The 23,704-nt window shown below is 69.7% G+C and carries 15 protein-coding genes and 1 pseudogene; 4 read left to right on the forward strand and 12 right to left on the reverse strand.

Translation table 11 applies throughout. The features are described 5' to 3' along the window. The 4 genes and pseudogenes from D7V97_RS04875 to D7V97_RS44515 form a co-directional block, all read right to left on the reverse strand. Positions 1–222 (reverse strand): annotated as a pseudogene (locus tag D7V97_RS04875) (hypothetical protein); the annotation flags it as partial. 3 nt (positions 223–225) lie between these two features. After that, complete coding sequence (locus D7V97_RS04880; protein WP_120609416.1) at positions 226–801, reverse strand: RNA polymerase sigma factor; 576 nt, start codon at positions 799–801, stop codon at positions 226–228. Positions 802–1,188: 387 nt separating this feature from the next. Next, positions 1,189–2,436, reverse strand: coding sequence for an FAD-dependent oxidoreductase (locus tag D7V97_RS04890; RefSeq protein WP_120609418.1), 1,248 nt, complete (start codon positions 2,434–2,436; stop codon positions 1,189–1,191). Between the two features lie 107 nt (positions 2,437–2,543). Next, positions 2,544–6,275 (reverse strand): hypothetical protein, encoded by a 3,732-nt coding sequence (locus tag D7V97_RS44515; RefSeq protein WP_158623272.1) that lies wholly within the window; start codon positions 6,273–6,275, stop codon positions 2,544–2,546. A gap of 417 nt (positions 6,276–6,692) precedes the next feature. On the opposite strand from D7V97_RS44515, the gene D7V97_RS44520 reads away from it, so the two are divergent. After that, on the forward strand, positions 6,693–7,889 hold the full coding sequence (locus tag D7V97_RS44520) for an OmpP1/FadL family transporter (RefSeq protein WP_158623273.1): 1,197 nt from the start codon (positions 6,693–6,695) through the stop codon (positions 7,887–7,889). 255 nt (positions 7,890–8,144) lie between these two features. On the opposite strand, the gene D7V97_RS04900 is transcribed toward D7V97_RS44520, so the two are convergent. The 5 genes from D7V97_RS04900 to D7V97_RS04920 all read right to left on the reverse strand — a co-directional run bounded on the left by D7V97_RS04900 (position 8,145) and on the right by D7V97_RS04920 (position 13,703). Beyond that, a complete protein-coding gene (locus tag D7V97_RS04900; RefSeq protein ID WP_120609419.1) occupies positions 8,145–8,783 on the reverse strand; it encodes a hemolysin III family protein in 639 nt (212 codons plus the stop codon). A gap of 113 nt (positions 8,784–8,896) precedes the next feature. Then, positions 8,897–10,225, reverse strand: coding sequence for an ice-binding family protein (locus D7V97_RS04905; protein ID WP_158623274.1), 1,329 nt, complete (start codon positions 10,223–10,225; stop codon positions 8,897–8,899). 329 nt (positions 10,226–10,554) lie between these two features. Then, positions 10,555–12,723 (reverse strand): methyl-accepting chemotaxis protein, encoded by a 2,169-nt coding sequence (locus D7V97_RS04910; protein WP_120609421.1) that lies wholly within the window; start codon positions 12,721–12,723, stop codon positions 10,555–10,557. A gap of 342 nt (positions 12,724–13,065) precedes the next feature. Continuing rightward, positions 13,066–13,353: a hypothetical protein gene (locus D7V97_RS04915; RefSeq protein WP_120609422.1), complete on the reverse strand. Its 288-nt coding sequence runs from the start codon at positions 13,351–13,353 to the stop codon at positions 13,066–13,068. After that, positions 13,350–13,703, reverse strand: a complete 354-nt coding sequence (locus D7V97_RS04920; RefSeq protein ID WP_120609423.1) for a hypothetical protein — start codon at positions 13,701–13,703, stop codon at positions 13,350–13,352. Before D7V97_RS04920 ends, D7V97_RS04915 begins: the two co-directional genes overlap by 4 nt. A 110-nt stretch (positions 13,704–13,813) precedes the next feature. On the opposite strand from D7V97_RS04920, the gene D7V97_RS04925 reads away from it, so the two are divergent. Next, positions 13,814–14,686, forward strand: coding sequence for an alpha/beta fold hydrolase (locus tag D7V97_RS04925; RefSeq protein ID WP_120609441.1), 873 nt, complete (start codon positions 13,814–13,816; stop codon positions 14,684–14,686). A gap of 29 nt (positions 14,687–14,715) precedes the next feature. On the opposite strand, the gene D7V97_RS04930 is transcribed toward D7V97_RS04925, so the two are convergent. Next, entirely contained in the window at positions 14,716–15,165 is a 450-nt protein-coding gene (locus D7V97_RS04930) for a hypothetical protein (protein ID WP_233582516.1), read from the reverse strand. Between the two features lie 688 nt (positions 15,166–15,853). Between D7V97_RS04930 and D7V97_RS04940 the strand changes: the two genes are divergently transcribed. Continuing rightward, positions 15,854–17,140 (forward strand): hypothetical protein, encoded by a 1,287-nt coding sequence (locus tag D7V97_RS04940; protein WP_120609425.1) that lies wholly within the window; start codon positions 15,854–15,856, stop codon positions 17,138–17,140. A 5-nt stretch (positions 17,141–17,145) separates the two neighbouring features. Then, positions 17,146–17,490: a DUF2019 domain-containing protein gene (locus D7V97_RS04945; protein WP_199728710.1), complete on the forward strand. Its 345-nt coding sequence runs from the start codon at positions 17,146–17,148 to the stop codon at positions 17,488–17,490. A 19-nt stretch (positions 17,491–17,509) separates the two neighbouring features. On the opposite strand, the gene D7V97_RS04950 is transcribed toward D7V97_RS04945, so the two are convergent. Both D7V97_RS04950 and D7V97_RS04955 read right to left on the reverse strand, forming a co-directional pair. Beyond that, positions 17,510–18,184, reverse strand: a complete 675-nt coding sequence (locus D7V97_RS04950; RefSeq protein ID WP_120609427.1) for a DUF6875 domain-containing protein — start codon at positions 18,182–18,184, stop codon at positions 17,510–17,512. A gap of 28 nt (positions 18,185–18,212) precedes the next feature. Next, on the reverse strand, positions 18,213–23,675 hold the full coding sequence (locus D7V97_RS04955; protein WP_120609428.1) for a non-ribosomal peptide synthetase/MFS transporter: 5,463 nt from the start codon (positions 23,673–23,675) through the stop codon (positions 18,213–18,215). Positions 23,676–23,704: the final 29 nt, after the last annotated feature.

The raw sequence follows: 23,704 nt of genomic DNA on the forward strand, positions 1-23,704 counted from the left end.
GCGCAGGGGGATGACGGGGGCGGTGTCCTCTTCGGCCGAGGCTTCCGCCGGGGCGAGCTGGAGCAGGAGGGCATCCGCCCGTCCGTCGAGCGGATCCGAGTGCGTGGCGAGGAAGGTCTCACAGGCTTCGCAGGGCGAGGCCAGGTGCTGACGGAACCAGGCGACGGCTTCAGGCTCGCGGTCCGCGAGGTCGCGCATCACGGCGGCGTCCAGGTGTTTCATAGATCATTCCCACCGTCCGGCGAGCACCCGCTGGAGGAGCTCCCGCTTGATGCGCCCACGAAACCGTTCCAACCGCATGGTGACCGTGCTCTTGCCCACGCCGAGCTGCTCGGCGATCTCCCGCGCCGTGAGCTGTCCCTCGATGTAGAAAAGCTGCACGGTCTTCTTCTCCTCGCCTTCAGGCAGCTCGGCGATGAGCTGCCGCACCACCGCGATGTCGCGCTCCACCTGGAGCGCCGAGGGCAGGGGCGGCACCGTCTCCGGCTCTGGATCCGCCAGGTCCTCTTCCATCCGCTGCAAGGCGTTGCGGCGCTCCAGCCGCGTCCGCGCCCGGTTGCGCGCGATGGTCAGCAGCCACGGGGTGAAGGCACCGGCTTCCTTCAGCCGGGGGAGCCCTCGAAAGGCCCGGACGTAGGACTCCTGGAGCACGTCCTCCACCTCATCGGCATCCAATGTGCCGAAACCCGCGACCAGCCGGGCCACCAGGGGCCGCGTGCGCCTGTACAGCTCGCTGAAGGCAGCCGACTCCCCTTGCGTCGCACGCCGTACCTGGTCCGTGACCGCGTCTGTTTCACCCACCCTGCCCAGAAGACCTCCCCGTGAGCGAATCGGCCACAGGTCAGGATTCTTCCTCGCACGGCGGACCGGGTGGGAGGATTCATCACCTGGGTGGCCCTTCCAGGCGCCGCCTGGCTTCAAGGTCGGGGCTTCGCTGACATCTTCCACCAGGGTATTGCTCGTGTCGTCCGCGACCAGCAGGGCACTTGTCGAGCAGCAGCGTGATGCCCACGGGCCGGCCGCTGGCCCGCGAGGCGCGGATCCTCGTTCGCGCCGAAGCAGGCGAAGGGCCAGCCGTAGAAGCCGCCGTCCTCCTTCTTCTTGAACAGCTCGCAGCCCTTGGGCGCGTCCGTCAGGACCTTCCTGCGAACCTTTTGGGAGGTTGGAGGGCTGGCTGCCCGCCATGTCTCAGCGCGAGGCGGGAAGGGCTGGGGCGGCGGCTGTCCGCACATGTTCGGGCCGGACGCCCAGGCCGATGAGGCGCGCGGGAATGCGGCGCAGCGCGGGCACGTGCTGCATGAGCCACAGGGGCAGGGGCAGGCGGCCGTCGCGGGTCGAGGAGGCGCGCAGCGCGGGGCCCAGCACGCGGTCCTGGATGAGGACCTGGGCCCGCTGGGTGAGGCGCGTGGGCCACTCCCGGCGCTGCTGGACCTGGCGCAGGTGTTCGGGGGTGACGCGTCCCTGGAGCAGCGGGGCGGCGAGCAGGTTCGCGGCGGCCACGGCGTCCTGCACCGCGAGGTTGATGCCCACGCCGCCCACGGGCGACATCGCGTGGGCCGCGTCGCCAATGCAAAGCAGTCCGGGCTGGTACCAGGTGTGCAGCCGGTCCACGCGCACGGTGAGCAGCTTCACGTCGTCCCACGTTGAGAGTTCGGTGGTGCGGTCCGCGAGGAAGGGCGCCAGCCGCGCGAAGTCGTCCCGGAAGGAGGGGAGGCCGCGCTGGCGCAGGGGCTCGAAGGCTCCCTTGGGGATGACGCGGCCGCACTGCCATTGGTCGCCCCGGTTGATGAGGATGAAGATCTGCCCGCCTTCGAAGCGGCCCATGGGCCCCTCCGGATCCGAGGGCTTGCGCGACACGCGGAACCAGAGCACGTCCATGGGGGCGCCCAGCTCCTCCACTTCGAGGCCGGAGCGCTGACGCACCGTGGACGTGCGGCCGTCCGCCGCCACCACCAGCGGTGCGCGCACCTCCAGCGTGCCGTTGGGAGTGCGGGCCTGGAGGCCGACCACCTGGCCCTGTTCGCGCAGCAGGTCCGTGACCTCCGCGCAGCGGCGCAGGTGGAAGCCGGGGTACGCGGAGGCCTTGCGCGCGAGGAAGTCGAGCAGGTCCCACTGCGGCATGAACGCGATGTAGCGCGCGTGGGTGGGCAGGTGCGTGAAGTCGCCGACGACGACGTCGTGGGAGCCGCTCTGGAATCGCAGCGTCGGGGCCTTCTGGTGGGGCAGGGCGAGCAGCTCCTCCAGCCATCCGAGTTCGTGCATCAGCTCCAGCGTGGAGGGGTGGATGGTGTCGCCACGGAAGTCGCGCAGGAAGTCCGCGTGCTTCTCCAGCACGGTGACGTCCACGCCGGCCCGAGCGAGCAGCAGGCCCAGCATCATCCCCGCGGGGCCTCCGCCCGCGATGCAGCACTGCGTGGTGTGCGTCTCGTCGGCCATGGTGTTCCCCCCGCCCGGACGCCGCCGGGCGCGGGCATCGTAGACGAGCCGTCACGCGGACGGCGGGCCCCTGGCACTCCGGGGCCCGCCTCGCATGCTTCAAGACATCACGGCAACGCGCCACCGTTGATCCAGCTCGAGATGCTGGTCAGGTTCGCCCCTGGCAGCGTCCCACCGCCCAGCGGCATCTGACTGCCCGATCCGTTCGCCGGGGCTCCCAGGTGCGTGTTGTTGAGCTTGTGCCACACGTAGCTGTTGTTCACGCTGAACGGCTCGATGCGATCCAACGTGCTCTGCGTGGCATTCCCGTTGAACAACTGCACGTAGGACACGCCAGCGGCCAGGCTGAGGCCCGCCGGGGGCGTACCGCCCGTATGACAGATGGTGCAATTGGTATTCCAGATGGGCTGGATGATGGACGTGTAGGTCGTCACGGGCGTGGTGCCTCCGCTCACGTACGTCCCGCACAACTGCCCGTTCCACCCGGAGCTGGCGCCATAGGTGTCCCCGAAGATCTGGAGCAGCCCGGGCTGGTGCGGCCCTACGCTGTCCCAGAACAGGTCGTGCGTCTTCTTCGAGTGGGGCATGACGTGCTGCACGCACACCCGCGCCTCGATGCTGCCCATCCGGTTGATGAACTGCGTGGACGCGTTGAACGCCAGGTCCGGATCCAGCTGCGAGATGTGGCACGTGCGGCAGCTGCGCCCCACCAGGTCCTTGTAGGTCTGCGCCCTCAGGGGCTCCGCCGGCACGTTGTTCCAGAGCGGCACCACGTAGGCCTCGTTCTGCGTCAGCGCTCCGCCCAGGTACCAGCCGTTGATGAGCTCCGTGGTGGCCGCGCCCGGGGCGGTGGGCACCACGTAGTTGAGGTTGAGCGACTTCATCTCGTCCTGCATGTCCGCCTTGGTGAAGCCCGCCACCGTGGAGAACTCGTACGACTGCAGGTCGAACGGGAGGAACCTCGAACCGAGCTTCACCGACTCGCGGTCCGGGAACGCCGGGAAGCCGGGCGCCGGGACGTCACCGTCGGGATACGCGCCGTTGTGACACACCATGCACAGCTGGGGGATGGGCCGCGTGCCCAGGTTGTCCAGGTTGGCCTTGCCCACGCGCGTGCCCGCCGCGTCGTAGACGTAGAACTTCACCACCCGCTGGGCGTCGTCGAACTCGTCGGGGTTGCCGACCTGCGACTCGACGGGTGAGAACTCCATGGCCACCGTGGCCACCGGCGTGCCGGCCAGGCGCGCCTCCTCGACGTCCGCGGAGTCGGCGGTGTCGATGTTGCCGTAGTTGGAGACGTAGCAGGCCACCTCGTCCTGGCCGAAGAAGTCCAGGCGCTTGGTGCAGTGCATGTCGCGCCCGAAGCCCAGGTCCACGTGGTTGGCGTAGACGGCGCGGACCTCTCCGGTGGGGAAGCCGTTGTAGCTCTTGAACTGGGCCAGGGTGAGCCGCTTGGTGCGCGGATCCGCCTGGTCGTAGTAGTTCTGCGACGCCTGCTCGAGGCTGTTCTTGAGCAGCAGGTCCGCCGGGTCCGACACGTCCAGCTCGTCCAGGTCGATGGCCGCGAACGAGTCCAGGCCATGCAGGAAGTCGATGGAGGGCGGCGGGATGACGCGGTCCTCGAACACCACCTCCGTGGAGCACGCCGCGTAGGGGAAGGCGGGCGCGTTGGGCGTGGTGGGGTTCTGCGCCCCGCCGGTGTTGACCACGAACGTGCCAATGGGGACGTTGCCCGCCTGGCGGATGGGCACCAGGACGAGGTTGGTGTTCGTGGGCAGGTTGTAGAGGGCGTGGATCTTCGCCGACGCGTTGTCGATGATGACGGTGCGGTAGACGGGCGCCGCGCCGGCCGGCATCGGGATGGCGATCTCCAGCGAGTACTGCGCATCCGCCAGCGCGGTGCTGTCAATGCGCACGCACGCCTGATTGCTCTTCAGCAGGTCCATGTTGAAGCTGGAGAAGTGCGGCGCCTGCACCACGTACGCGGTGCCCGCGGCGTTGAGCGTGGCCTTCAGCTCCTCGTTCCAGACGCCCGCCGTCTCGTCGAAGTAGAGGAAGGGGATGGTGGACGGCAGCGCCGCGCCCGTCGCCAGCTGCGTGGGGTCCACCGCCACCGTCACCGTGGCCGTGACGCCGGGCTTGAGGTTGTACTTCGTGTTGCCGCTGGTGATGGACACCGTGCCGGCGCCGTAGCTCTGCGCCACCAGCGTCTGCCCGCTGAGCGCGCGGGTGGTGAAGTCACCCGGCATCTGCGCGGACTTCAGGTCGATGGTGGTGAGGGCGATGTCGACGTTGCCCGTGGGCGCGCGGCCCAGCGAGTCCACCAGGCCGTTGGCGGGGATCTGCACGCGGATGCCCGGGCCACAGGTGGGCTTGGGACGTTCCGGGGACGGCAGCGGCAGGGAGACCTGCTCCAGCGGCGCAGGGATGACGTTGCCCTGGCCGTCCTGCCACTGGGGGATGCGTGCGGCGGCGTACTTGCCCGTCCAGTCCAGCTGCTCGCTGGGCCGGCCCGGACACTCCGAGCTGCTCCGCTGGTGCGTGAGGTCGATGGCCAGGGTGGGGTTGACCACCGTCACGGTGGCGCGCTGCATCTTCCACCGGCCGCCGGTGATGCCGCGGTCGTAGATCTGCGACACCGGGCCGTAGCCCGTCTTGCGCAGGTTGAAGACATAGCGGTCCGCGTCCCGCGCGAAGACCCGGAAGAAACCGGAGGCGTTGGTCGTCGTGGTCGTGGTGCCCGCGCTGGTGATGATCTCCACCTGCACGGTGGACAGCGCGGTGCCGGCCAGGTCGGTGACGAAGCCGGAGTAGAGGACGAAGGCCCCGTCGGTGCGCAGCGACAGCGACTGCTCGTCGTAGCCGCCGTGGCCGTCGTACACCAGCACGCGCGCGGTGAAGAGGCCGCGCACGGCGGGCAGCGTCCACTGCACCTGCGCGCCGGACGTGGCGCTGAGCGTGCCCGCGCCCGCGTCCAGGCTCCACAGGTACTGGAGGGGATGGCCGTCCCGGTCGTTCGCGCTCGCGGAGAGCTTCACCACGGCGCCCGGCGCCACGGACTTCGTCCAGCGGCCGTTCGCATCGGTGGCGACCAGGGGCTTCACCCGCGGTGGGGAGTTGCTGAAGCGCAGGTCCACCTGATGCCAGGGAATGCCGGCCAGGTTGGCGTCGGGGAGGATGGGCTGGGTGACCTCGGCCTGCTCGAACCGGGCGCGCAGCGTGACGGACGCCGCCTCCGCCACCTGCGGCAGGAGGTACTCACCGAAGTTGTTGATCTGCGTCTGGTACACGATGCCGCCAGCGCTGTTCAGCAGCTCCAGGCGGGCAAAGGCGTTGACGCTGTCGAGGGGCGACAGCTTGCGCGGCTTGGAGCCGTCCGCCAGCGACACCTTGCCCCAGACGCTGGCCGTGGTCTCCGTTGCGGCGATGGGGATGAGCACCGTGCCCACGTTCTTCAACCGGGCGGTGACGCTGAAGGCGTTCTTCGTGTCACAGCCGGAGACGAAGCCCGGCGCGCTCCAACACACCTCGAAGCGGGTCTGCGCGGCGGCGGCCAGGGTGAAGCGCCCGCTCAGGTCCGTCTCACGGGGCTCGGTGGTGGCGCCGGTGGTGGAGTCGCGGAGGTAGACCTTCACGCCCGGCAGGTACACGTCATGGCGGGCCATCCGCTGATCATCCCCCACCCGGGCCGCGATGTAGCCGCGCACCAGCGGCGACTGCGGCGTGACGGCCTGGGACTGCTGGGCCGGGGAGCCGGGCGTCGTCGGTGCCGGGGCCGCGTCCTGTTCGCCATTGCAGCCGCCCAGCCACAGGGCCATCAGCAGGGAGGCCCCTGCCACGGTTCTCTTGTTGGGTTTCACGTGTGCCGCCTTCCGGTTGTGATGCACCGCCAGGCGGGCGCCCCAGGTCCATCCCATGCCGCACCCCCCAGCGACTCAGGCGTGAGTCATCACCCACGCCCGCGAGACACCATGCAACGAATGGGGCCAATGGTAAACATCAACAGGGAAAAACATGATAACGTGAATGTTGGGTCAGGTTGGTATGTCTCTGATTCCTTTCACGCAAGGAATGATGGCGTGCGGATGGAATCAGGAGGGGCGTGTGCGCTCCATCCAGGTCTGTCCCGACCCTTTTTCGCGCGGTGCATCGCCGTTCTAGGCTCTTGCTGTCTCGGGCCCGCGCACGGTCCTTTGTCATCGGACTCCCGTGCCATCCACCGACCGGACGTGCTCCCGGGACAAAAGGATCCGCACATGAAGAAGCTGGTCACCGTTGCGACGCTGCTCACTGCTGGCGCGAGCCAGGCCGCGGGCTTTGCCAACAACACCCACACCGCTCGTGCCACCGGAATGACCAGCGCCATGACGGCGCATGTCCATGACGCATCGTCCGTCGCGTTCAACCCCGCGGGCCTGGCGGGTCTGGACACGTTCGAGCTGCTCGTGGGCGGTGCCGCCGTCGTCCCGGTGGCGAACCTCACGGCCCAGGGCTCCACCACCGCGGAGGCCACCAAGTTCGGCGTCTCGCCGCCGCCGCACCTGTTCGTCGCCTACCCCTTCATGAAGGGCTTCACGGCGGGCGTGGGCGTCTACTCGCCCTACGGCGCCGCGCTCGAGTGGCCGGAGACCTTCTCCGGCCGGTTCGTCGCGACGTACTCGCAGATGGCCACCTTCAACATCAACCCCACGCTGGCGTACGCCCCCACGGAGTGGCTGCGCGTCGGCGCGGGCCTGGATGTCCTCTACGGCATGCTGAAGATCCGCCAGAGCATCCCCCTCTCCGCGGAGGCCGAGGCGGGCGCCACCATCACCGGCACGGACGTCGCCCTGGGGTTCAACGCCGGCGTGCAGGCGGACCTCGTGAAGGACCGGCTCTCCGCGGGCCTGACGTACCGCAGCGCCACCACGCTGGGCTTCAAGGGCGACGCGGAGTTCACCGACGTCCCCGAACCCCTGCAGGCCGCCTTCGCGAAGCAGGGCGTCACGGTGAGCATGCCGATGCCCCAGTCCGTCGGGCTGGGCCTGTCCTACACGCCGACGCCGCGGCTGCTGCTCGCCGTGGATGCGACGTGGTGGAACTGGTCGCGGCTGCAGAAGCTGGACCTCGACTTCGAGAACACGGCCTTCAGCACCAGCCAGCCGAAGAACTGGCACAACCGCTGGCAGTTCAGCCTGGGCGGGGAGTACGCCGTCACGCCCGCCCTGACGGTGCGCGCGGGTGCCGGCTATGACCCGACGCCGGTCCCCGACGAGACGCTGACGCCGGAGCTGCCGGACTCCAACCGCATCCAGGGCGCGCTGGGCCTGACCTACGGCTTCGGCCACCTGTCGCTGTCCGGCGGCTACCAGCTCCTGCTGTTCACGGAGAAGCGCAGCACCGCGCCCTCCGCGCCCGGCACGTACACGGGCTCGCTGCACGTGCTGTCGTTCACGCTCGGCTACAAGGTCTGAGCGCCTGAAGCCGTGCGGTGCGGGTCCCGGCTCCCGGACGGAGCCGGGACCCACGCCTGCTGCGCGACGCCGCGGAGCGCGTTAGGGTGGGGGCCTTCCGCAGTTCCACTCCAGGAGAACCACCGTGCCCAAGGGTCAAGAGAAGGCGAAGAAGGACAACAAGCCGAAGCTGTCGACGAAGGAGAAGCAGGAGAAGAAGAAGAAGAAGGAAGAGAAGAAGAAGTAGCCCAGGCTCCGCGTCCCTGGGCACCGTGCTCAGGGGCGCAGCAGGTCCAGCAGGACGGCGAAGTGCACGCCCGCCGCGGCGATGACCATCAGGTGGAACACCTCGTGGTAGCCGAAGACGGTGGGCAGCGGATCCGGCCACCTGCGCGCGTACACCACGGCCCCCACGGCGTAGAGGACGCCTCCGGAGACGAGCCACGCGACCCGGCCCGCGCCAATGATGCCCGGCAGCCGCAGCATCACCGGCGCGGCCACGAGCCCCAGCGCGACGTAGAGCGCGGAGCGGAGCCCCCGTGACGTGGAGACGCCCAGCAGCGTGAGCGTCGCGCCCGTGAGGGCCGCGCTCCACATCACCCAGAGCAGCTGCCGGCCCCATCCGCCCGTCGTGTCCAACGTGGCCATGGGCGTGAAGCTGCCCGCGATGAGCATGTAGATGGACGCATGGTCCAACCGCTGGAGGCGCTTGTAGGCGGCCGGTCCCCAGGTCAGTCCGTTGTAGATGCCGCTCACGCCGAACAGCAAAATCATGCTGCCGCAGAACACCAGGTTGGCCACGTACTGGTCGCCCTGGACGGGGGCCTGGGCCAGCCGCACGCACGCGGCCAGCGCCGCCACGAACGCGAGCATGTGCGAGATGCCTCGAAGCCTGGGCTTCACCTCTTCATCCATGTCCTGCTCGTACCCCTGTCAGGTCACGGCTCCGTCACCGAACGGACCTGCCTGACGCAAGAAGGGGACAGGCGGTGTGCGCCTGTCCCCCGGACTTCAGCGAAGCGAAGGTACTACCTCGCGGGCTGCGTCACGGTGGCCTGCTGCAGGGCCACGTTCGTCTGCGACAGGATGCGACCATTCAGGGTCGCGCCTGTCTGCAAGGTGACGTCCGTCTTGCAGAGGAGGACTCCCGCGAAGTGCGCGCTGGCCCCCACCGTCGTCCGGCCGGCGACCTGCCAGAAGACGTTCTTCGCCAGCGCACCGCCCGCCAGGGTGACGCGCCTGGCGGCGCTCACCGTCAGGTCTCCCGTCGTCTGGAAGATCCACACGTCGTTCGGGCCGCCGGAGAGCGTCACATCCGTGGGCACGGTCACCGTGCTGGTCCACTTGTAGAGCCCCGGGACGAGCGTCTTCCCGCCGATGTTGCCGGAGCCCAGGTTGAGGAAGTTGGGCGTCGGGCGGCCCGCCGCGTTGTTGTAGGCGCCCTCCATGTTGCTGACCGCCGTGGTCAGGTTGGACGGCGTCGGCACCGCGGAGTTGGCGGCGTACGCCTTGCCGACAAGCTGGGTGGAGGTCGCGAAGACATTCGTGGCATCCGCGACCAGCGAGAAGCCGGTGAGGTAGCTGGCGGCGGCGGGGCTGACGCCCATGTCCCCCGTCACCGTCGAAGCAGGGACCGAGGAGACGCCGCTCTTGGCCAGGATGGCGAAGTTGCCCGCCGTGCCCAGCGACACCGGCATGGGGCCCTTCGCGGCCGTGGCGCCCGTCTGGAAGCTCCAGGTGAAGGGCTCCGCCAGCAGGTTGCCGTTCAGGTCCTTGATGCTGGAGCCGAGCGAGGCCGTGAAGAGGGTGTTGGAGGCCAGCGCCGCTTCAGGAGTGAACGTCGCGGTGGTGCCCGGTCCGTACGTCACGCTGCCCGGCACCTGCGTGGTGCCCTGCCGCACGGTGAAGGAGGCGGAGGTGAGGGAGAGCGGATCCATCGCCTTGGTGAAGGTCACGGAGACCTTCCGGTTGACGGCCATGTCGGTGGTGTCCGCCGAAGGCGTGGTCTCACCGACCCTGGGAGGGCTGGTGTCCGCCGCCACGCCCGTCGTGAAGGTCCAGGAGCGGGCCGCCGCGAAGCTGGCGCCTGCCGTGGACTTCGCGCTGGAGGTGATGGTGGCGGTGAAGACGGTGCTCGCGGCCAGGCCGCTGGAGGGAGAGAAGGTCGCGCTCGTGCCGTCGGCGCTGAGCGCCACCGTGCCGGGAACCCGCGTGTCCCCCTGCTTCAGCGTGAAGGTTGCCTCACTGAAGGGCTCCATCGCCATGTCGAAGGCCACGGACAGCGTCGCGTTGAGCGGCACGTCGGGCTGTCCGTCCATGGGAGACGTCGACGTGAGCTCCGGCGGCGTCGTCGTCACGGGTTCATCTGTCTCGGCGCCACAGGCGGTGACGACGAGGGCCAGCAGCAGGACGCCAAGGCGCGCTGCGAGACCCCCGCGGACGGACGGGTGGCGGGGACCTGCGATAAGGGATTGCATTTGGGGGGCTCTGGGGGTGACCGCGGACGAAGCAGGACGCTTCAAGTCCAGGGCGGTGCGTAAGGAGGACTCCGTTACCCCGAGCGAGGCTCGTCAGGGAGGAGTCGACGAGCAATATAGGCCTGTCATCACTTACGGCAAGGGCCCCGCAAGAGATTGACAACGAATTGTCATCCGTTGCCAATCCCTGGCGGGCAGGTCACGTCTGACTACGCGGCCCGGGGCTTCTGGTCGTCGAGCGTGCCGGACTTCAGCGCCTGGCTGGCGACGCCCGACATGCTCTCCGCCAGCGTCTGGACGGAGCGGGTGACGGTCTGCGTCTCCTCGACGACCTTCAGCGTGCTGCGCATCTGGCCGGACAGCTCCTGGATGGCCTGGGCGATCTGATGGGTGCCCGTGTCCTGCTGGGCCACGGCCTCGGTGATCTGCCGCACGCTGCCGCTGGTGTCGCCGATGATGCTCGCGAGCTTCTGGAGCTGCGAGCCGGAGTTGCGCACCGCGTTCAGGCTGACCTGGACGCGCGCTTCGCCCTGTTCGCTCATCTTCGCGGCCTCGCGCATGCTCGCGCTCACGCCGTCGAGCACGTCGCGGATGCGCTGGGTGGCCCGGATGGACTGGTCCGCCAGGCTGCGCATCTCTCGCGCCACCACGCCAAAGCCCTTGCCGCTGTCGCCGTTGCGCACCGCTTCGATGGCGGCGTTGATGGCCAGCATGTTGGACTGATCCGCCAGCGTCTTCACGTCGTTGACGATGCCGGACACCTCGCGCGTGCGCTCATCGAGCGCGAGGATGCGGGCGGCCATCTCGGACACCTCGGTGCGGATGGCCGCGAGGTCCGTCAGCGTGCGATCGATGGCCTCGCCACCTTCGCGCCCCACCTGTTCGGCGCGCTCCGCCGAGGCCGCGAGCAGCCGGGCCTTGTCCGCCGTGATGTGGGAGCCCTGGCGGATCTCCTGCACGGTCTGCTCCAGCTCCTGGAGCGCCGACGCCTGGCGGCTGATGCCCAGGGTCTGCTCCTCGCTGGTGGTGCGAAGCTGCTGCACGACGGCGGCCAGCTCCCCGGCGCCACTGCCCATGCTCTCCGCCAGGTTGTGCACCTCCTTGCGACGCGCATCCAGTTGCTGGGCGTGCTCCGCCAGCGAGCGCACGACGAGGGACGAGCGGCGCGCCACGATGCCCACGAGCGACAGCGTGAGCGCGAGGAAGCCCCAGTGCACCTGGCTCTCGCTCACCTCCATGAGGCCAAGCGCGGGGAGCGTGGTGAGGACGAGGGTGAAGGAGAGCAGGCCGAGCCCGGCGACGAAGATGCGGGCATCCCGGTCGCCCTTCCACGCCAGCCAGGCCGCGACGCCCACGCACACCAGCAGTCCGGGCAGCGAATAGAGGATGAAGGCGGGGAGCAGGCTCCAGACCGTTGCCAGGTCCACGAACAGCACCACGGCCTGGATGACGGCCGGAACGGTGACCACCGCCGCGCCCCGGCGGAACCAGCGCAGCGTTCCTTCAGGGGTGGTATCGGAGATGAACCACGCGAGGCTGGGCAGGACGCAATACGAGCCCAGCATCGTGAAGATGGCGCCCGCGGCCCCCGCGTTCCAGAGCGCATTGGCCAGGCAGCTCGCACCGATGTTCATCAGGCCCGCGCCCACGGAGAAGAAGCCCAGCGCGACGAGCAGCCGCCGCTGGCGGCGCAGGATGGCGGCCCCCAGGGACACCACGCCAATGGCGAGCAGCAGGATCCCCATGACGAAGGGCGCAAGGCCCGTGCGCGCCGCCTGCGCGAGCAACGCATGGCGCGAGCCCACCCGCGCGTCGCGCTGCACGCCGATGGTGGGACCATGGGCCTGGATGCGCAGCAGCACGTGCCGGCCCACGATCGAGGGTGGCAGGGGCACCAGGTGCCAGGCCAGGTTCGTCATCGTCTCACGACCGGTGGGGTCCAGCTTCCCACTGCCGTAGATTCGCCGACCGTCGGCGTACGCCTCGAAGACGTTGGCGACATTGCCGAAGAAGAGCGCGGGTTCGAGCCACGTGCCCGCGGGCACGGGGATCCGCAGCCAGAGCAGCGTGTTGTCGCCGCGGCCCGGCGGCTCCCTGAGCGCGGCCACCTCCTGCCAGCCCTCCGTGGCTTCCGCCTCCTTCGCCCACGTGGGCACCCCGTCGGGGCCCACCGGCGAGTCGCCCCAGCGGAAGCCCCAGCCCTCGAGCGCGGGCACGGTCGCCGGATCCGTCTGCGCGTGCGCGGCGGGTGCGAACACCAGCACGAGGAGCAGCGCGGCGCCCAGGGACGCGAGGCCCGGGACACGGGCCCGGGGGGACTGCCTGCCGCGGAGGGTTCTGCAGGAGGGGTCGGGAGCGAAGAGTCGGGAGAAACCCATGTGACACAGATGTTCGGGCGTATCGGGGTCCCCTGTAAAATGGGTCCGCGATGCCTCTCCGCTCTGCCTGCTGGCACGTCTCACGCCGCTCCGGGCCCGAGGAGGAAGCGCATGCCCGCTGCCCTACCTGGAGCCACGTCAGCGCTGGACCTGAATACATCCAGCGATAGCACGTAAAACATGGATACGGTGTCAGCTTCATGCTGTGACGCCGCCCGGGGAGGGGGACTCCCTGGGTTGGGTTGCCACGGAGGGCGTTCCCGGTGGAGTTGCTCGCCTGCTCGTGGATGACGGCGAGGCGCGACTCCGCTCGGATCCGCTCCGAGCGGACGCTGCGTGACGTCAGGGAGGGGAGATGTCGCTCTCTCCCTGGCTCGTCACCCGGTACTCCTGCCGGTAGGTCTTGCCCTCGCGCTGGAACTCCTCGACGACGCTACGGCCGTCCTCGGAGAAGGTGAGGCGATACCCCGTGTCACCCTCGGGCGTGCTGGCGTTGTCCCGCATGACGTAGACACCGGCGGGGAGCGTGAAGGTCTGGCGGGGCGGGCGATCCGGGCAGCAGGCCGTGAGGAAGGCGGAGCCGAGGCCGCTCGTCAGCAGGCCCGCGAGGACGATGCCGAGCTTCTTCATGGCTGCCTCTGGAGGACGAGCTCCCGGTAGAGCTCCCCGGTGCCGCGGATCGGCTTCGACTCGAAGAGCGTGGCCCGCAGGGCCTCGCCGGTCGTCCCGGCCTCGGGGCGCACGGCGCTCACGCTGTAGATGGCCGACTCCGGGCCCACGCCTCCCTCCGGGATGAGGGACACGCCATCCGCGGTGGCGGAGAGGAGCTGGATGCGGAAGAACTCGGCCTTGTCGATCAGCGGATCACACACATTGCCCTGGAGCTTCGCGCCCGCGAACAAGGGCCAGCCGAGCGCGAGCCCCGCGCTGAAGAGCGCCGCGCTGAGGAGTCTCGAACGTTGCAAGGAATGGATGGACATGGCGTGGAGCCTCGCCCAATCCGTGTTCAGTCCGCCAGGGGGGCGGCTCGTGGAGTAGCGTGGCGCTTCGCCGGATGCGTCATCCCACGCGCTGGCTCCAGGAGCCTCCCTTGACCCTCTCGTACCTCCGCCAGAGCACACCGCACCGGGGCTGCACGCTGAGCTGGTTCGTGGAGGGAGACGGTCCTCCGGTGGTGATGATCCACGGGGTGGGCATTGGCGCGGCGGGGTGGCGTCCCCAGGTGGAGGGATTGGCGTCCCACTTCCGCTGCCTCTGCCTCGACAACCGGGGCTTTGGTTCCAGTCAGCCGCTCGGTGGAGCGCTGACGGTGGAGCTGATGGCCGATGACGTGCTCGCGCTGATGGACGCGCAGGGCTGGTCGAGCGCGCATGTGATGGGGCACTCGCTGGGAGGGCTCGTGGCGCTGGCGCTCGCGCACAAGGCGCGGGAGCGGGTGCGAAGCCTCGCGCTGTTGTGCACGTTCGCGTCGGGCGCGGTGCCGACCCGGCTCACGCCGCGCATGCTCGCGCTGGGGCTCCGGACGCAGCTGGGCACGCGGCGCATGCGGCGCCATGCCTTCCTGCGGATGGTGCTGGCGCCCGACGAGCTGGCCCACGCGGACCGGGATGCGCTGGCGGAGCAGCTCGCGGAGCTGTTTGGCCATGACCTCGCGGAGCAGCCCCCGGTGGCGATGAAACAGTTCGGGGCCATGCGGCGCGCGGACTCGACCCCCTACCTCCGGGAGCTCGCGGGCGTGCCCACCCTGGTCGTGAGCGCCACGCATGATCCCATCGCGCCGCCGTCGGCCGGGCAGGCGCTGGCGGCTGGCATTCCGGGCGCCCGCTACGTGGAGCTTCCCAATGCCTCTCATGGCGTCACGTTGCGCTTCGCGGAGCAGGTCAACGCGCTCCTGCGAGAGCACCTCGACAGCGCGGAGGCCTCAGGGCAGGCGGCCACCGCCGCACAGGCGGGCGAGCGGTAGCACGCGGCGCATGCCTCCCGACCCTCGCCTCAGTGCGGGGACGCAGGAGGCTCGCTGCGCTGCGGGGGAGGCAGGGTCTGCTCCACCTTCTTGCGCATCAGGCGCCTGGTGGCGGTCTCCTCCTCTTCGGTCCGCTGACGCCGGCGCACCAGGCCCTGGGTCTCGTCCACGAACCAGAAGACGACCCGGAAGAAGGCCGCGATGACGGTGATCAGCAGGGACGACAGGAACCAGCGCAGCACGCCGCCCACCCAGCCGCCCACCTTCACGTCGATGGCGTAGGTCCCCGTGAGCGGGACGAGCACGAACGCGAAGTAGTGCGACGCGCAGTACGGGCAGGACACCAGGTAGCCCCACCAGGTGTCCTTTCCGCCCAGCCGCTCGCGCAGCCCGGCGAAGATGCGCTCTCGCGTGAGGGTCTGGGCCATGCCCATCACCACGGCCGACACCGCGAAGAGCTGGAACAGGTCTACCTTCACGCAACGGCTCCACGTCCGGGCTGACAGTGCACAGCCAGAAGGTGGAGACGGATCCGCTGCATGCCTCTCCGTCCCGGGGACAATGGACAGTCCGTGCTCGGCTGGCGGCATGCCCTGCAATCAGGGAGGGCAGGGCCGGTCGAAGTACAGCACCAGCCTGGGCCACACGGCATCCGGCCCGCCGTAGGGCGAGTACAGCTCCAGCAGACCCAGGCCCCCCGCCGCCCACTTCAAAGACATACACACCCCCAAGATGTACCTGGGCGTGGTGCACTCCGCGTGCATGTGATGGGACAGGCGCGAGGAGAAGGCAGGGCCCCTGAGGAGACAAACAGGTGCAACGTCAGGGTCCATGGTGTTCCCACGGGAGGAACATCAGGAGGAGCCCAGGGGGCGGGCGGACAGGTGGGGGATGCAGAGGACGCCAATGGCCAGGGTTCCTGTCCCGGGAGCGCGCCCCTGGGGTCTTCCGCCCTCCGAAGGGAGAAGATGCTTTGATGGGTAGATGACTCGCGAGAGTGTCGTGGTGGTGTGCCTGGCGCTCCTCATCGCGGGCTGCGCCGGGGTTGAGACGACTGGAGGACGTGGCGGCGGCTCGCGAACGCTCCGGCAGCGCGCGACCTCCTCGTCAGGTGTTTCAAGCGACAGGCAACACCGCGGTAGGGCGGAAGTTGCGCATTCCGAGGAGTTGGACCTCTCGAAGGAGGACACCTTCGAGGAGTTGCTGGTGCGTGCGGGACTGGAGGACCTGGACGCATTGCCCGTTCGCCGCAATCCCTTCACGCCCGAGGACGCGAGCGAGGTGCTGGAGCGGCTGATGGAAAAGCCGGTGACGCTGGGCACCTTCCCACCTCGCATGGCGGCGGGCTTCCTGCTGCGAGAGGTGCTGGAACACGGCGAAGTCTCCCGCGAGGAATTGGTGCGACGGGTGGCACGGTTCGCGCGGGAGCAGGTGGCGGTGCTGCGGCCGGACGGGTACCTCGCGTGGGCGCTCGATGGGACGACGCAGCAGAAGGTGGCGCCCGTGGAGTGGAAGAATGGGGCGTTTCGCGCATCCCGCTTCGAGTTGGGCCGGTTCTACAGCGGACGGAGCGGTGTCTTCCGCCATGCGGATGCGCAACTCCGGTCGGTGGATGGGCCGCCCCTGGCCGAGGTGTACGACGACGCGGATGTCATCAATCGTTCCCTGGACGGCGCGGAGGATGCTTTCACGGAGCTGTACCACGCGCTGGGGCAGGTCCTCTCCCGTCCGACGGACAGCCTCGCGGGGCTGCGCAACCTTCCGGCGGGCGTGGTGGCCCTCATCGGGTCGTCCCCCGAGTATTGGGGGCGCTTCCAGCAGATGACGCGAGGCGAGCAGATCCGCGAGACGGCCCGGCTGACGACGAACGTCATCGCGCTCTGGGGCACGGCGTCCGCCACGACGCGCACGCTGACCAGGGCGCTGGCGAGCACGGAGGCCACGGTGCCACTGCTGTCACTGTCCTCCGAGGGCGTGCTGGTGGTGCAAAGCGTCGCGGTGCCGGTGGGCCAGGCGGCGGCGATATTGAGCAGTGGGCCGGGCGCAGCCATCATCCTCCAGCGGGTGGATGATGCGGCGAGCTCGGAAGCCGCGCAGGGTGACGGCTCGCTGGAGGCTTCGACATCGAGCGGAGCCAAGGCCTATTCGTCCTACAAGTCCTTCAGACGGGCGATGGGACCGGCGGGAGAGGGCAAGGAGTGGCATCACATCGTGGAGCAGACCGACGGCAATGTGGCGCGCTTCGGACCGAGGGCGATCCACAACACCGAGAACGTCATTCCGCTCGACAAGGAGCTTCATGCACGTATCAGCGCGGCATACTCGGCGAAGAAGCTCCAGGTCACCGGCTCTTATCAGCTCACTGTGCGCCAATGGCTTGGTACGCAGCCCTATGCCGCTCAGCGCGAGTTCGGTCTGTGGGCAATCGAAAATGCGAGGAATGGGATTTGGTGACGAAAATGGAGAAGCTTGTTGAAGCGTTCGCTCAGAACGTGGAGGCTCAGACGGAGGCGATATGGCGGGGGGACGCCAAGACCGGCAACAAGCACGCGGACCGGTATATCGCTGCGCTCAAGAAGCTCCGCGCCCATGGGGACGCCGGGCGCGATGCTCTCGCCACGCTCCTGAGTCATCCAAGAATGGATGTCCGGACAACGGCTGCCGCGGTCCTCCTTCGCTACAAGACGAAGGAGGCCAAGGCGGTGCTTGAAGAGGCTGCGAAGGGAAAGGGGCTCATCCCCTTCGAGGCCCAGGAAGCCCTGAAGCGCTGGGCGGACGGCACCTGGGCCCTGGATCCAGAATGAAAGGCAGCCGTGCCCGCCGTCAGCGTTGTTCGAGCAGGCCCGGGTGCAGCCGGGTGATCAGCTCCTGTTGTTTCACCGACAGCTTTTCTCCGAAGCGCGACAGGTAGGACTCCACCAGGGGCCTCGCGTCGGTGAGGAAGGGCAGGTCGCTGGGCACCATGTGCCGGATGACCAGCATGGGCACGGGGCTCTTCAGCGGCCGGAAGTCCGGGTTCCACAGGCCGGGGTTCGCGGGGGGCAGGCCGTGGAACTGGCCCACCATCAATCCCTCCGCGACGAAGACGGGCTTGAGCCGATCCTGCGGCGCGTCGATGAGGCGCGCGTAGTCCTCCGGGCGCAGGTCCGGGAAGAGGATGAGGATGGATTTGTACTGGGCATCCCGACCCTCCCGGGGCTCCAGCCTCAGGAACCACTCGCGGTACCGGAGCACCGCCGCCTCGATGTCCGCGGGCGTCAGGTCCGCGCCCCGGCGGACGGTGGGGAAGAACAGCGACGTGTCCAGGGAGCGGGGGACGAAGGGGCATACCAGCCCCGGCCGCCCCAGCTCCGGGTGCGGCGCGGAGAGATAGGTCCTTGCCCAGTGCACGGCCTGACGGGCCACGTGCAGATCGGTGCCGGGCGCCGCGTCGTCGGCGCCGGTGAGGTCGGACAGGTCGAACAGCCAGGAAGAGGGGTCTTCAGGATGTACGCGCATGGAGAGAGTCCTCGAAGCAGGGCGGCGCCTAGGCGGCCTTCGACAGCTGGAGGTCGGCCTGCTGTTGCAACGCGTCCTTGTCCAGGATGACGGGATCGGGAATGGCGTCCGGGAGCGCGTCCTCCACCCGCCGCAGGGGCGCGTAGAGGAAGCCCAGGACGGTGAGTACCAGGGACAGCACGCCCGTCAGCACCACCAGGAGCGCGATGCCCCGCCCCGGCCCCTCGCCCAGCACCGGCGCGAGGCTCGTGGCCACGCCCGCGTCCGCGAGCAGCGGCGTGAAGACTCGGTCCACCAGCCGTCCCGCGAGCAGCGCGCCCAGCGGCATCAGCGAGCGCGCCAGCATCTGGTTCGCCGCCAGCACCCGGCCCTGCAACTCCAGCCCGACCTTCACCTGCACCAATGACAGCCAGTGCGCGTTGATGAAGGCCGTGCACACGCCGATGCCCAGCATTCCCGCCATCGGGAAGCCGAGCGCCGGCCGCAAACCCATGCCCACCGCGGAGACGCCGAACAGCGCGATGAAGCCAATCATGCCGTCCATGCGCCGCCGCGTGCCGCCCCAGAGGCTCATCGCGAGGCTGCCCAGGAGCATGCCAACGCCATTCATCGCCATCACCGAGCCCAGCTCCGCCGCCGTGGAGAACGACAGCACCAGCGGCGTCACCAGCACGTTGGCGACGCTCGCCAGGCAGTTGCCCAGCGCGAAGAACACGGCCAGCGCCAGCAGCCCCTTGCGCTTCTGGAGGTAGCGCCAGCCCTGCGTCACTTCCTGGAGGAAGGGCTCCTCCTGCTTGCGGAACAGCGCGGAGGGGAAGCGCACCGCGAGCAGCGTCGCCAGCGCGATGCCGAACGTCACCACGTCCAACAGCAGGATGCGGTGCAGCCCCAGCGCCAGCATCAGCGCCCCGCCCAGCATCTGCGACAGCATCACGCCCGTCGCGCCGCCCAGCTGCGCGAGCCCGTTCGCGTGACCGATGTAGCGCTTGGGCGCGAGCTGGGCCACGGCCGCCGTGTACGCCGGCTGCCGGAAGGCACCCGTCATCGCGCTCACCACGGACAGCACGTACAGGTGCCCCATCTGGAGCGAACCCGACCACGACAACATGGCGGCGATCGCGGCCACGCTCATGGTCAGCGCGTCGCAGGCGATCATGATCTTCCGCCGGTCCCAGCGGTCCGCGAGCGCGCCCGCGATGGGCAGCACCAGGATGCCCGGCAACAGGCCCAGCGTGGACATCAGCGCGAAGCCAGACACCGCGCCGGTCTGCTGATACGCCCAGACACCCAACGCGAACGTGGACAGGCCGGTGCCAATCATTGACACGAGCTGGCCCACCGTCACGGTGAGGAACGTGCTCAGGCTGGGAGCGACGGTCCGCGCGGGTGGGGCCTCCGGAGCGGCGGTTCGCTCTGTCACCGGGGGCGCTTCACCGGCGGCGCCCTGCTTCCAACGCAGCGCCTGCCGGTGGCCCAGGGAGGACAGCTCCTTCGCCTGGTGCTTCTGGAAGAAGTGGCCGGCGTGGGGGATGACCTCCAGCGAGATGGACTGGCTGAAGCGGCCCCACTCGAGGAACTCCTCCCGGTAGAACTCCGTGGCGCGGTCGCGCTCGCCCACCACGCAGACCAGCGGCGTGCGCAGCGGTGGGCCCGTCTCGCCCCGGTAGGCGCGGGTGTAGAAGTCCTCCGCCTCGCGGCCGTCGTGCCGCATGTTGCGCGCGAGGAACTCCAGCTCCACCGGGTCCTCGTTGCCGGAGGCGCCGCCCGTCACCAGCAGGCCGTCCACGATGGAACGCGTGGACACCAGCCCGTCCGTGGGCAGCACCTTGCTGATGATGTCGAACAACGCGCCCGGCAGCCGGGGCATGGGGAACGAGCCGCCCACCATGATGCCCAGGAGCGGCGCGCCCTTCTCCTCCAGGTGTCGCGCCACCGCCACGGCCATCGCCGCGCCCAGGCAGTGGCCGTAGAGCAGGATGGGGCCCTTCACGCGCTGGACGGCCTCCTCCGCCACCATTCGCGCGACGACGTCGAACTTCTGGAGCGCGTCGTCGCGGCGGGCGTAGTCGTGCCCGGGCAGCTCCACCGCGTAGAGCGCGTCTCCCGCCGGCATCTGCTCCGCGAGGTTGAGGTAGGAGATGGCGCTGCCGCCGCCGAAGGGCACGCACACCCAGGTGACGCCGTCCGCCTTCGCGTCCGCCCGGGTCAGCCGGTGGAGCAGGCCCTGTTTCTCCGTGCTGCCGCGCGACAGGTGCTCCGCGAGCTTGCGCACGGTGGGGAAGCGGAACAGGTCCATCACGCTCACGTCACGGCCAATGCCTCGCACCGCGCGCACTGCCTTGAAGGACTCGCCGCCCAGCTCGAAGAAGTTCTCGTCGATGCCGACCTCCGTGACGCCGAGCACGCTCGCCCACACGGCCGCGATGCTGGCCTCCAGGTCGTTGCGCGGGGCCACACGGGGTTCGGAGGAGGTCGCGCGCTCGGCGCTCGGCGCGGGCAGGGCGAAGCGATCCAGCTTGCCGTTGGGGTTGAGCGGCAACGTGGGGATGACCACGAAGGCGCCCGGCACCATGTAGTCCGGCAGCGCGGCCCTCAAGCCCGCGCGCACTCCCGCGATGACCGTGTCTGGCGTTGTCGCTTCGCCTTCCGCGAGCACCAGGTACGCGACGAGCCGCTTGTCACCCGGCGTGTCCTCGCGCAGCAGCACCACCGCGTCGCGCACCCCGGCGTGGGATTGGATCAGCGCTTCAATCTCGCCGGTCTCGATGCGGTAGCCGCGGATCTTCACCTGGTGGTCGATGCGGCCCAGGAACGTCACCGTGCCGTCCGCCGCGAGGCGCGCCAGGTCGCCCGTGCGGTAAAGGCGGCCTCCCGGCGTGTCGCTGAAGGGATCCGGGATGAAGCGCTCGGCGGTGAGGGCTGGGCGTCCCAGGTAGCCCCGGGTGACGCCCGCGCCACCGACGTGCAGCTCGCCCGCGACGCCGATGGGGACCGGTTGGCCTCGCGCGTCCAGCACGTACACGCGCGTGTTGCCCAGCGGTCGGCCCAGGGGCAGGGACGGTCCCCGGTGCTGGGGCAGGGCCTTGGGTGGCACATACGTCAGCGTCGCCACCGACGTCTCGGTGGGGCCGTAGTGGTTCTGGATGACGAGGTCCGGGGCGACGGCCCGGATGGCGGCGACCGTGTCCCAGGGGCAGGCCTCGCCGGCGAAGACGAGCCTCGCGCGGGGGAGGAGGTCCGGGAGCGCGCAGAGCGAGCGCAGCGTCTCGAAGTGGCTGGGGACCAGCTTCAGCACGTCGATGGGGTTCTTCCGCAGGTAGTCCGCGAAGGCCGTGGGGTCCGCCGCGCGGTCGTGCGAGAGGACGTGCAGGCAGCCGCCCGTGGTCAACGCGCCGTAGACCATGGTGGTGCCCAGGTCCGCCGCGAAGGTGGAGACGATGGCGAAGTGGCTGGCCGGGGGCGCGTCCAGCCTGCGCAGGATGCCCTCCAGGTAGTTTCCGTAGGTGCGGTGCTCCACGGCCACGCCCTTGGGCTTGCCCGTGGAGCCGGAGGTGAAGAGCACGTACATCAGGTGCTCCAGGCCATGGATCCGCTCGGGCCGCGTGGCCGGGTGGCGCGCGAGCACTTCCGCGTCGCGATCCAGGCACACGGGGCGCAGCGACGGCGAGCCCTGGAGCGGATCCGCGAGGTGCGCCTCGGTGACGACGAGGAAGGCCCCCGCGTCCTCCAACATGAAGCGCACGCGGTCCGCCGGATACGACGGATCAATGGGCACGTAGGCCGCGCCTGATTTGAGAATGCCCAGCACGCCCACCACGGTGTCCAGCGAGCGCTCCAGGTAGAGCCCGACGCGGACCTCCGGCCCCGCACCCAGGCTTCGCAGGTGGTGCGCCAGGCGGGAGGTGCGCTCGTCCAGCTCGCGGTAGGTGTAGCGGCGGCCCTCGAAGGCCACGGCCGGAGCGTCCGGCGTGCGGTCCGCGTGGGACTCGAAGCGCTGCACCACGTCCAGCGCGGGCGGGTACTCCGTGCGCGTCGCGTTCCACTCCTGGACGATGCGCGTGGACTCGTCCCGGGGCATCAGCGGGAGCGTGGCCAGCGGCGCTTCCGGCCGGGCCGCCATGCCCGCGAGCACCTCGCGCAGGTGGCCCACCATGCGCACGATGGTGTCGCGCTCGAAGAGGTCGGAGTTGTACGTGACGGAGCCGGTGAGGCTCTCGCCCACGTCATCCACGGACCAGCTCAAGTCGAACTTGGACGTGCGCGTGTCGAGCGGCAAATCCTCCACCGCGAGGTCCGCGATCGTCAGTGCGCTCCGCGGGATGTTGTTGACGGAGAGCATCACCTGGAAGATCGGCCCGTGGGCCAGGTTGCGCTCGGAGACCGTGGCCTCCACCAGCTTCTCGAACGGCAGCGCCTGATGATCCGCGACGGCGAGGAACTCCTCGCGCACGCGCTGGAGCAGCTCGCGCGTGCTGCTCGTGCTCACGGGCCGCGTGCGCAGGGCCAGGGTGTTGACGAAGCAGCCCACCAGGGCCTCCAGCTCGGAGGCGTCACGGCCGGCCACGGTCGTGCCCAGCACGAGGTCCTCCTGGCCGGTGTAGCGGTGGTAGAGGGCGCTCAACCCGGAGAGCAGCACCACGAACGGGGTGACGCGCTCGCGCTGCGCCAGGGCCCGCACCGCCTGGGACACCGCGGGCGTCAGGTCGAAGGGCTCGATGGCGCCGTTCGACGTGCGCACCGTCGGACGGGGACGGTCCGTGGGCAGCTCCAGCAGCGCGGGGGCTCCCTGGAGCCGCGCGCGGTACGCCTCCAGGTGGGACGCGAGGCCTTCACCGGACATGCGCGCGTTCTGCCAGTGCGCGAAGTCCGCGTACTGGAGCACGGGCTCCGGCAGCGGCGAGGGCTGGCCCGCCACGAACGCCGCGTAGAGCGCGCCCAGCTCCTTCATCAACACGCCCATGGACCAGCCGTCCGCGGCGATGTGGTGCAGCGTGAGCAGCAGGACGTGCTCGGTGTCGGTGACGCGCCACAAGTCCGCGCGCAGGGGAAGGTCGTGCTCCAGCGCGAAGGGACGGCGGGCCTGGGCATCGAAGGCGGCCCGGACCTGCTCGCGGCCCGATGCGTCCAGCGCGTGGCGCGTGAGCGTCACCCGGGACGCGGGGTGCGTCACCAGCGCGGGGGCGTCATCTCGGGTGGCGTAGGTGGTGCGCAGCACCTCGTGCCGGCGCGCGATCTCCTGGAGCGCGGCCTCCAGCGCATCGACGTGCAGCGTCCCGGTGAGGCGCAGGGCGAGCGGGATGTTGTACGCGGGGCTGTCCGCCTCCCACTGGCCCAGGAACCACAGGCGCCGCTGCACGGAGGAGACGGGGGGCTCCTCGTTCGTCGGTCGGCGGGGGATGGCGGGGGCACCGCCTCCCTTCGCGCGGGCCTTCTGCAGGCGCTTCTCCAGCAAGGCCCTACGGGCCTCCACACTCGGGTTCGGGTCGCTCATCGGGATGGCTCTTCTGGGGGAAGACGGAG

The organism is Corallococcus sp. CA053C (assembly GCF_003611675.1).
Lineage (GTDB): Bacteria > Myxococcota > Myxococcia > Myxococcales > Myxococcaceae > Corallococcus.

Bases quoted from the DNA above. Each gene is read 5' to 3' on its own strand.
- D7V97_RS04890 (WP_120609418.1), bottom strand. From the start codon at position 2,436: ATGGCCGACGAGACGCACACCACGCAGTGCTGCATCGCGGGCGGAGGC.
- D7V97_RS44520 (WP_158623273.1), top strand. From the start codon at position 6,693: ATGAAGAAGCTGGTCACCGTTGCGACGCTGCTCACTGCTGGCGCGAGC.
- D7V97_RS04900 (WP_120609419.1), bottom strand. From the start codon at position 8,783: ATGGATGAAGAGGTGAAGCCCAGGCTTCGAGGCATCTCGCACATGCTC.
- D7V97_RS04910 (WP_120609421.1), bottom strand. From the start codon at position 12,723: ATGGGTTTCTCCCGACTCTTCGCTCCCGACCCCTCCTGCAGAACCCTC.
- D7V97_RS04915 (WP_120609422.1), bottom strand. From the start codon at position 13,353: ATGAAGAAGCTCGGCATCGTCCTCGCGGGCCTGCTGACGAGCGGCCTC.
- D7V97_RS04920 (WP_120609423.1), bottom strand. From the start codon at position 13,703: ATGTCCATCCATTCCTTGCAACGTTCGAGACTCCTCAGCGCGGCGCTC.
- D7V97_RS04945 (WP_199728710.1), top strand. From the start codon at position 17,146: ATGGAGAAGCTTGTTGAAGCGTTCGCTCAGAACGTGGAGGCTCAGACG.
- D7V97_RS04950 (WP_120609427.1), bottom strand. From the start codon at position 18,184: ATGCGCGTACATCCTGAAGACCCCTCTTCCTGGCTGTTCGACCTGTCC.
- D7V97_RS04955 (WP_120609428.1), bottom strand. From the start codon at position 23,675: ATGAGCGACCCGAACCCGAGTGTGGAGGCCCGTAGGGCCTTGCTGGAG.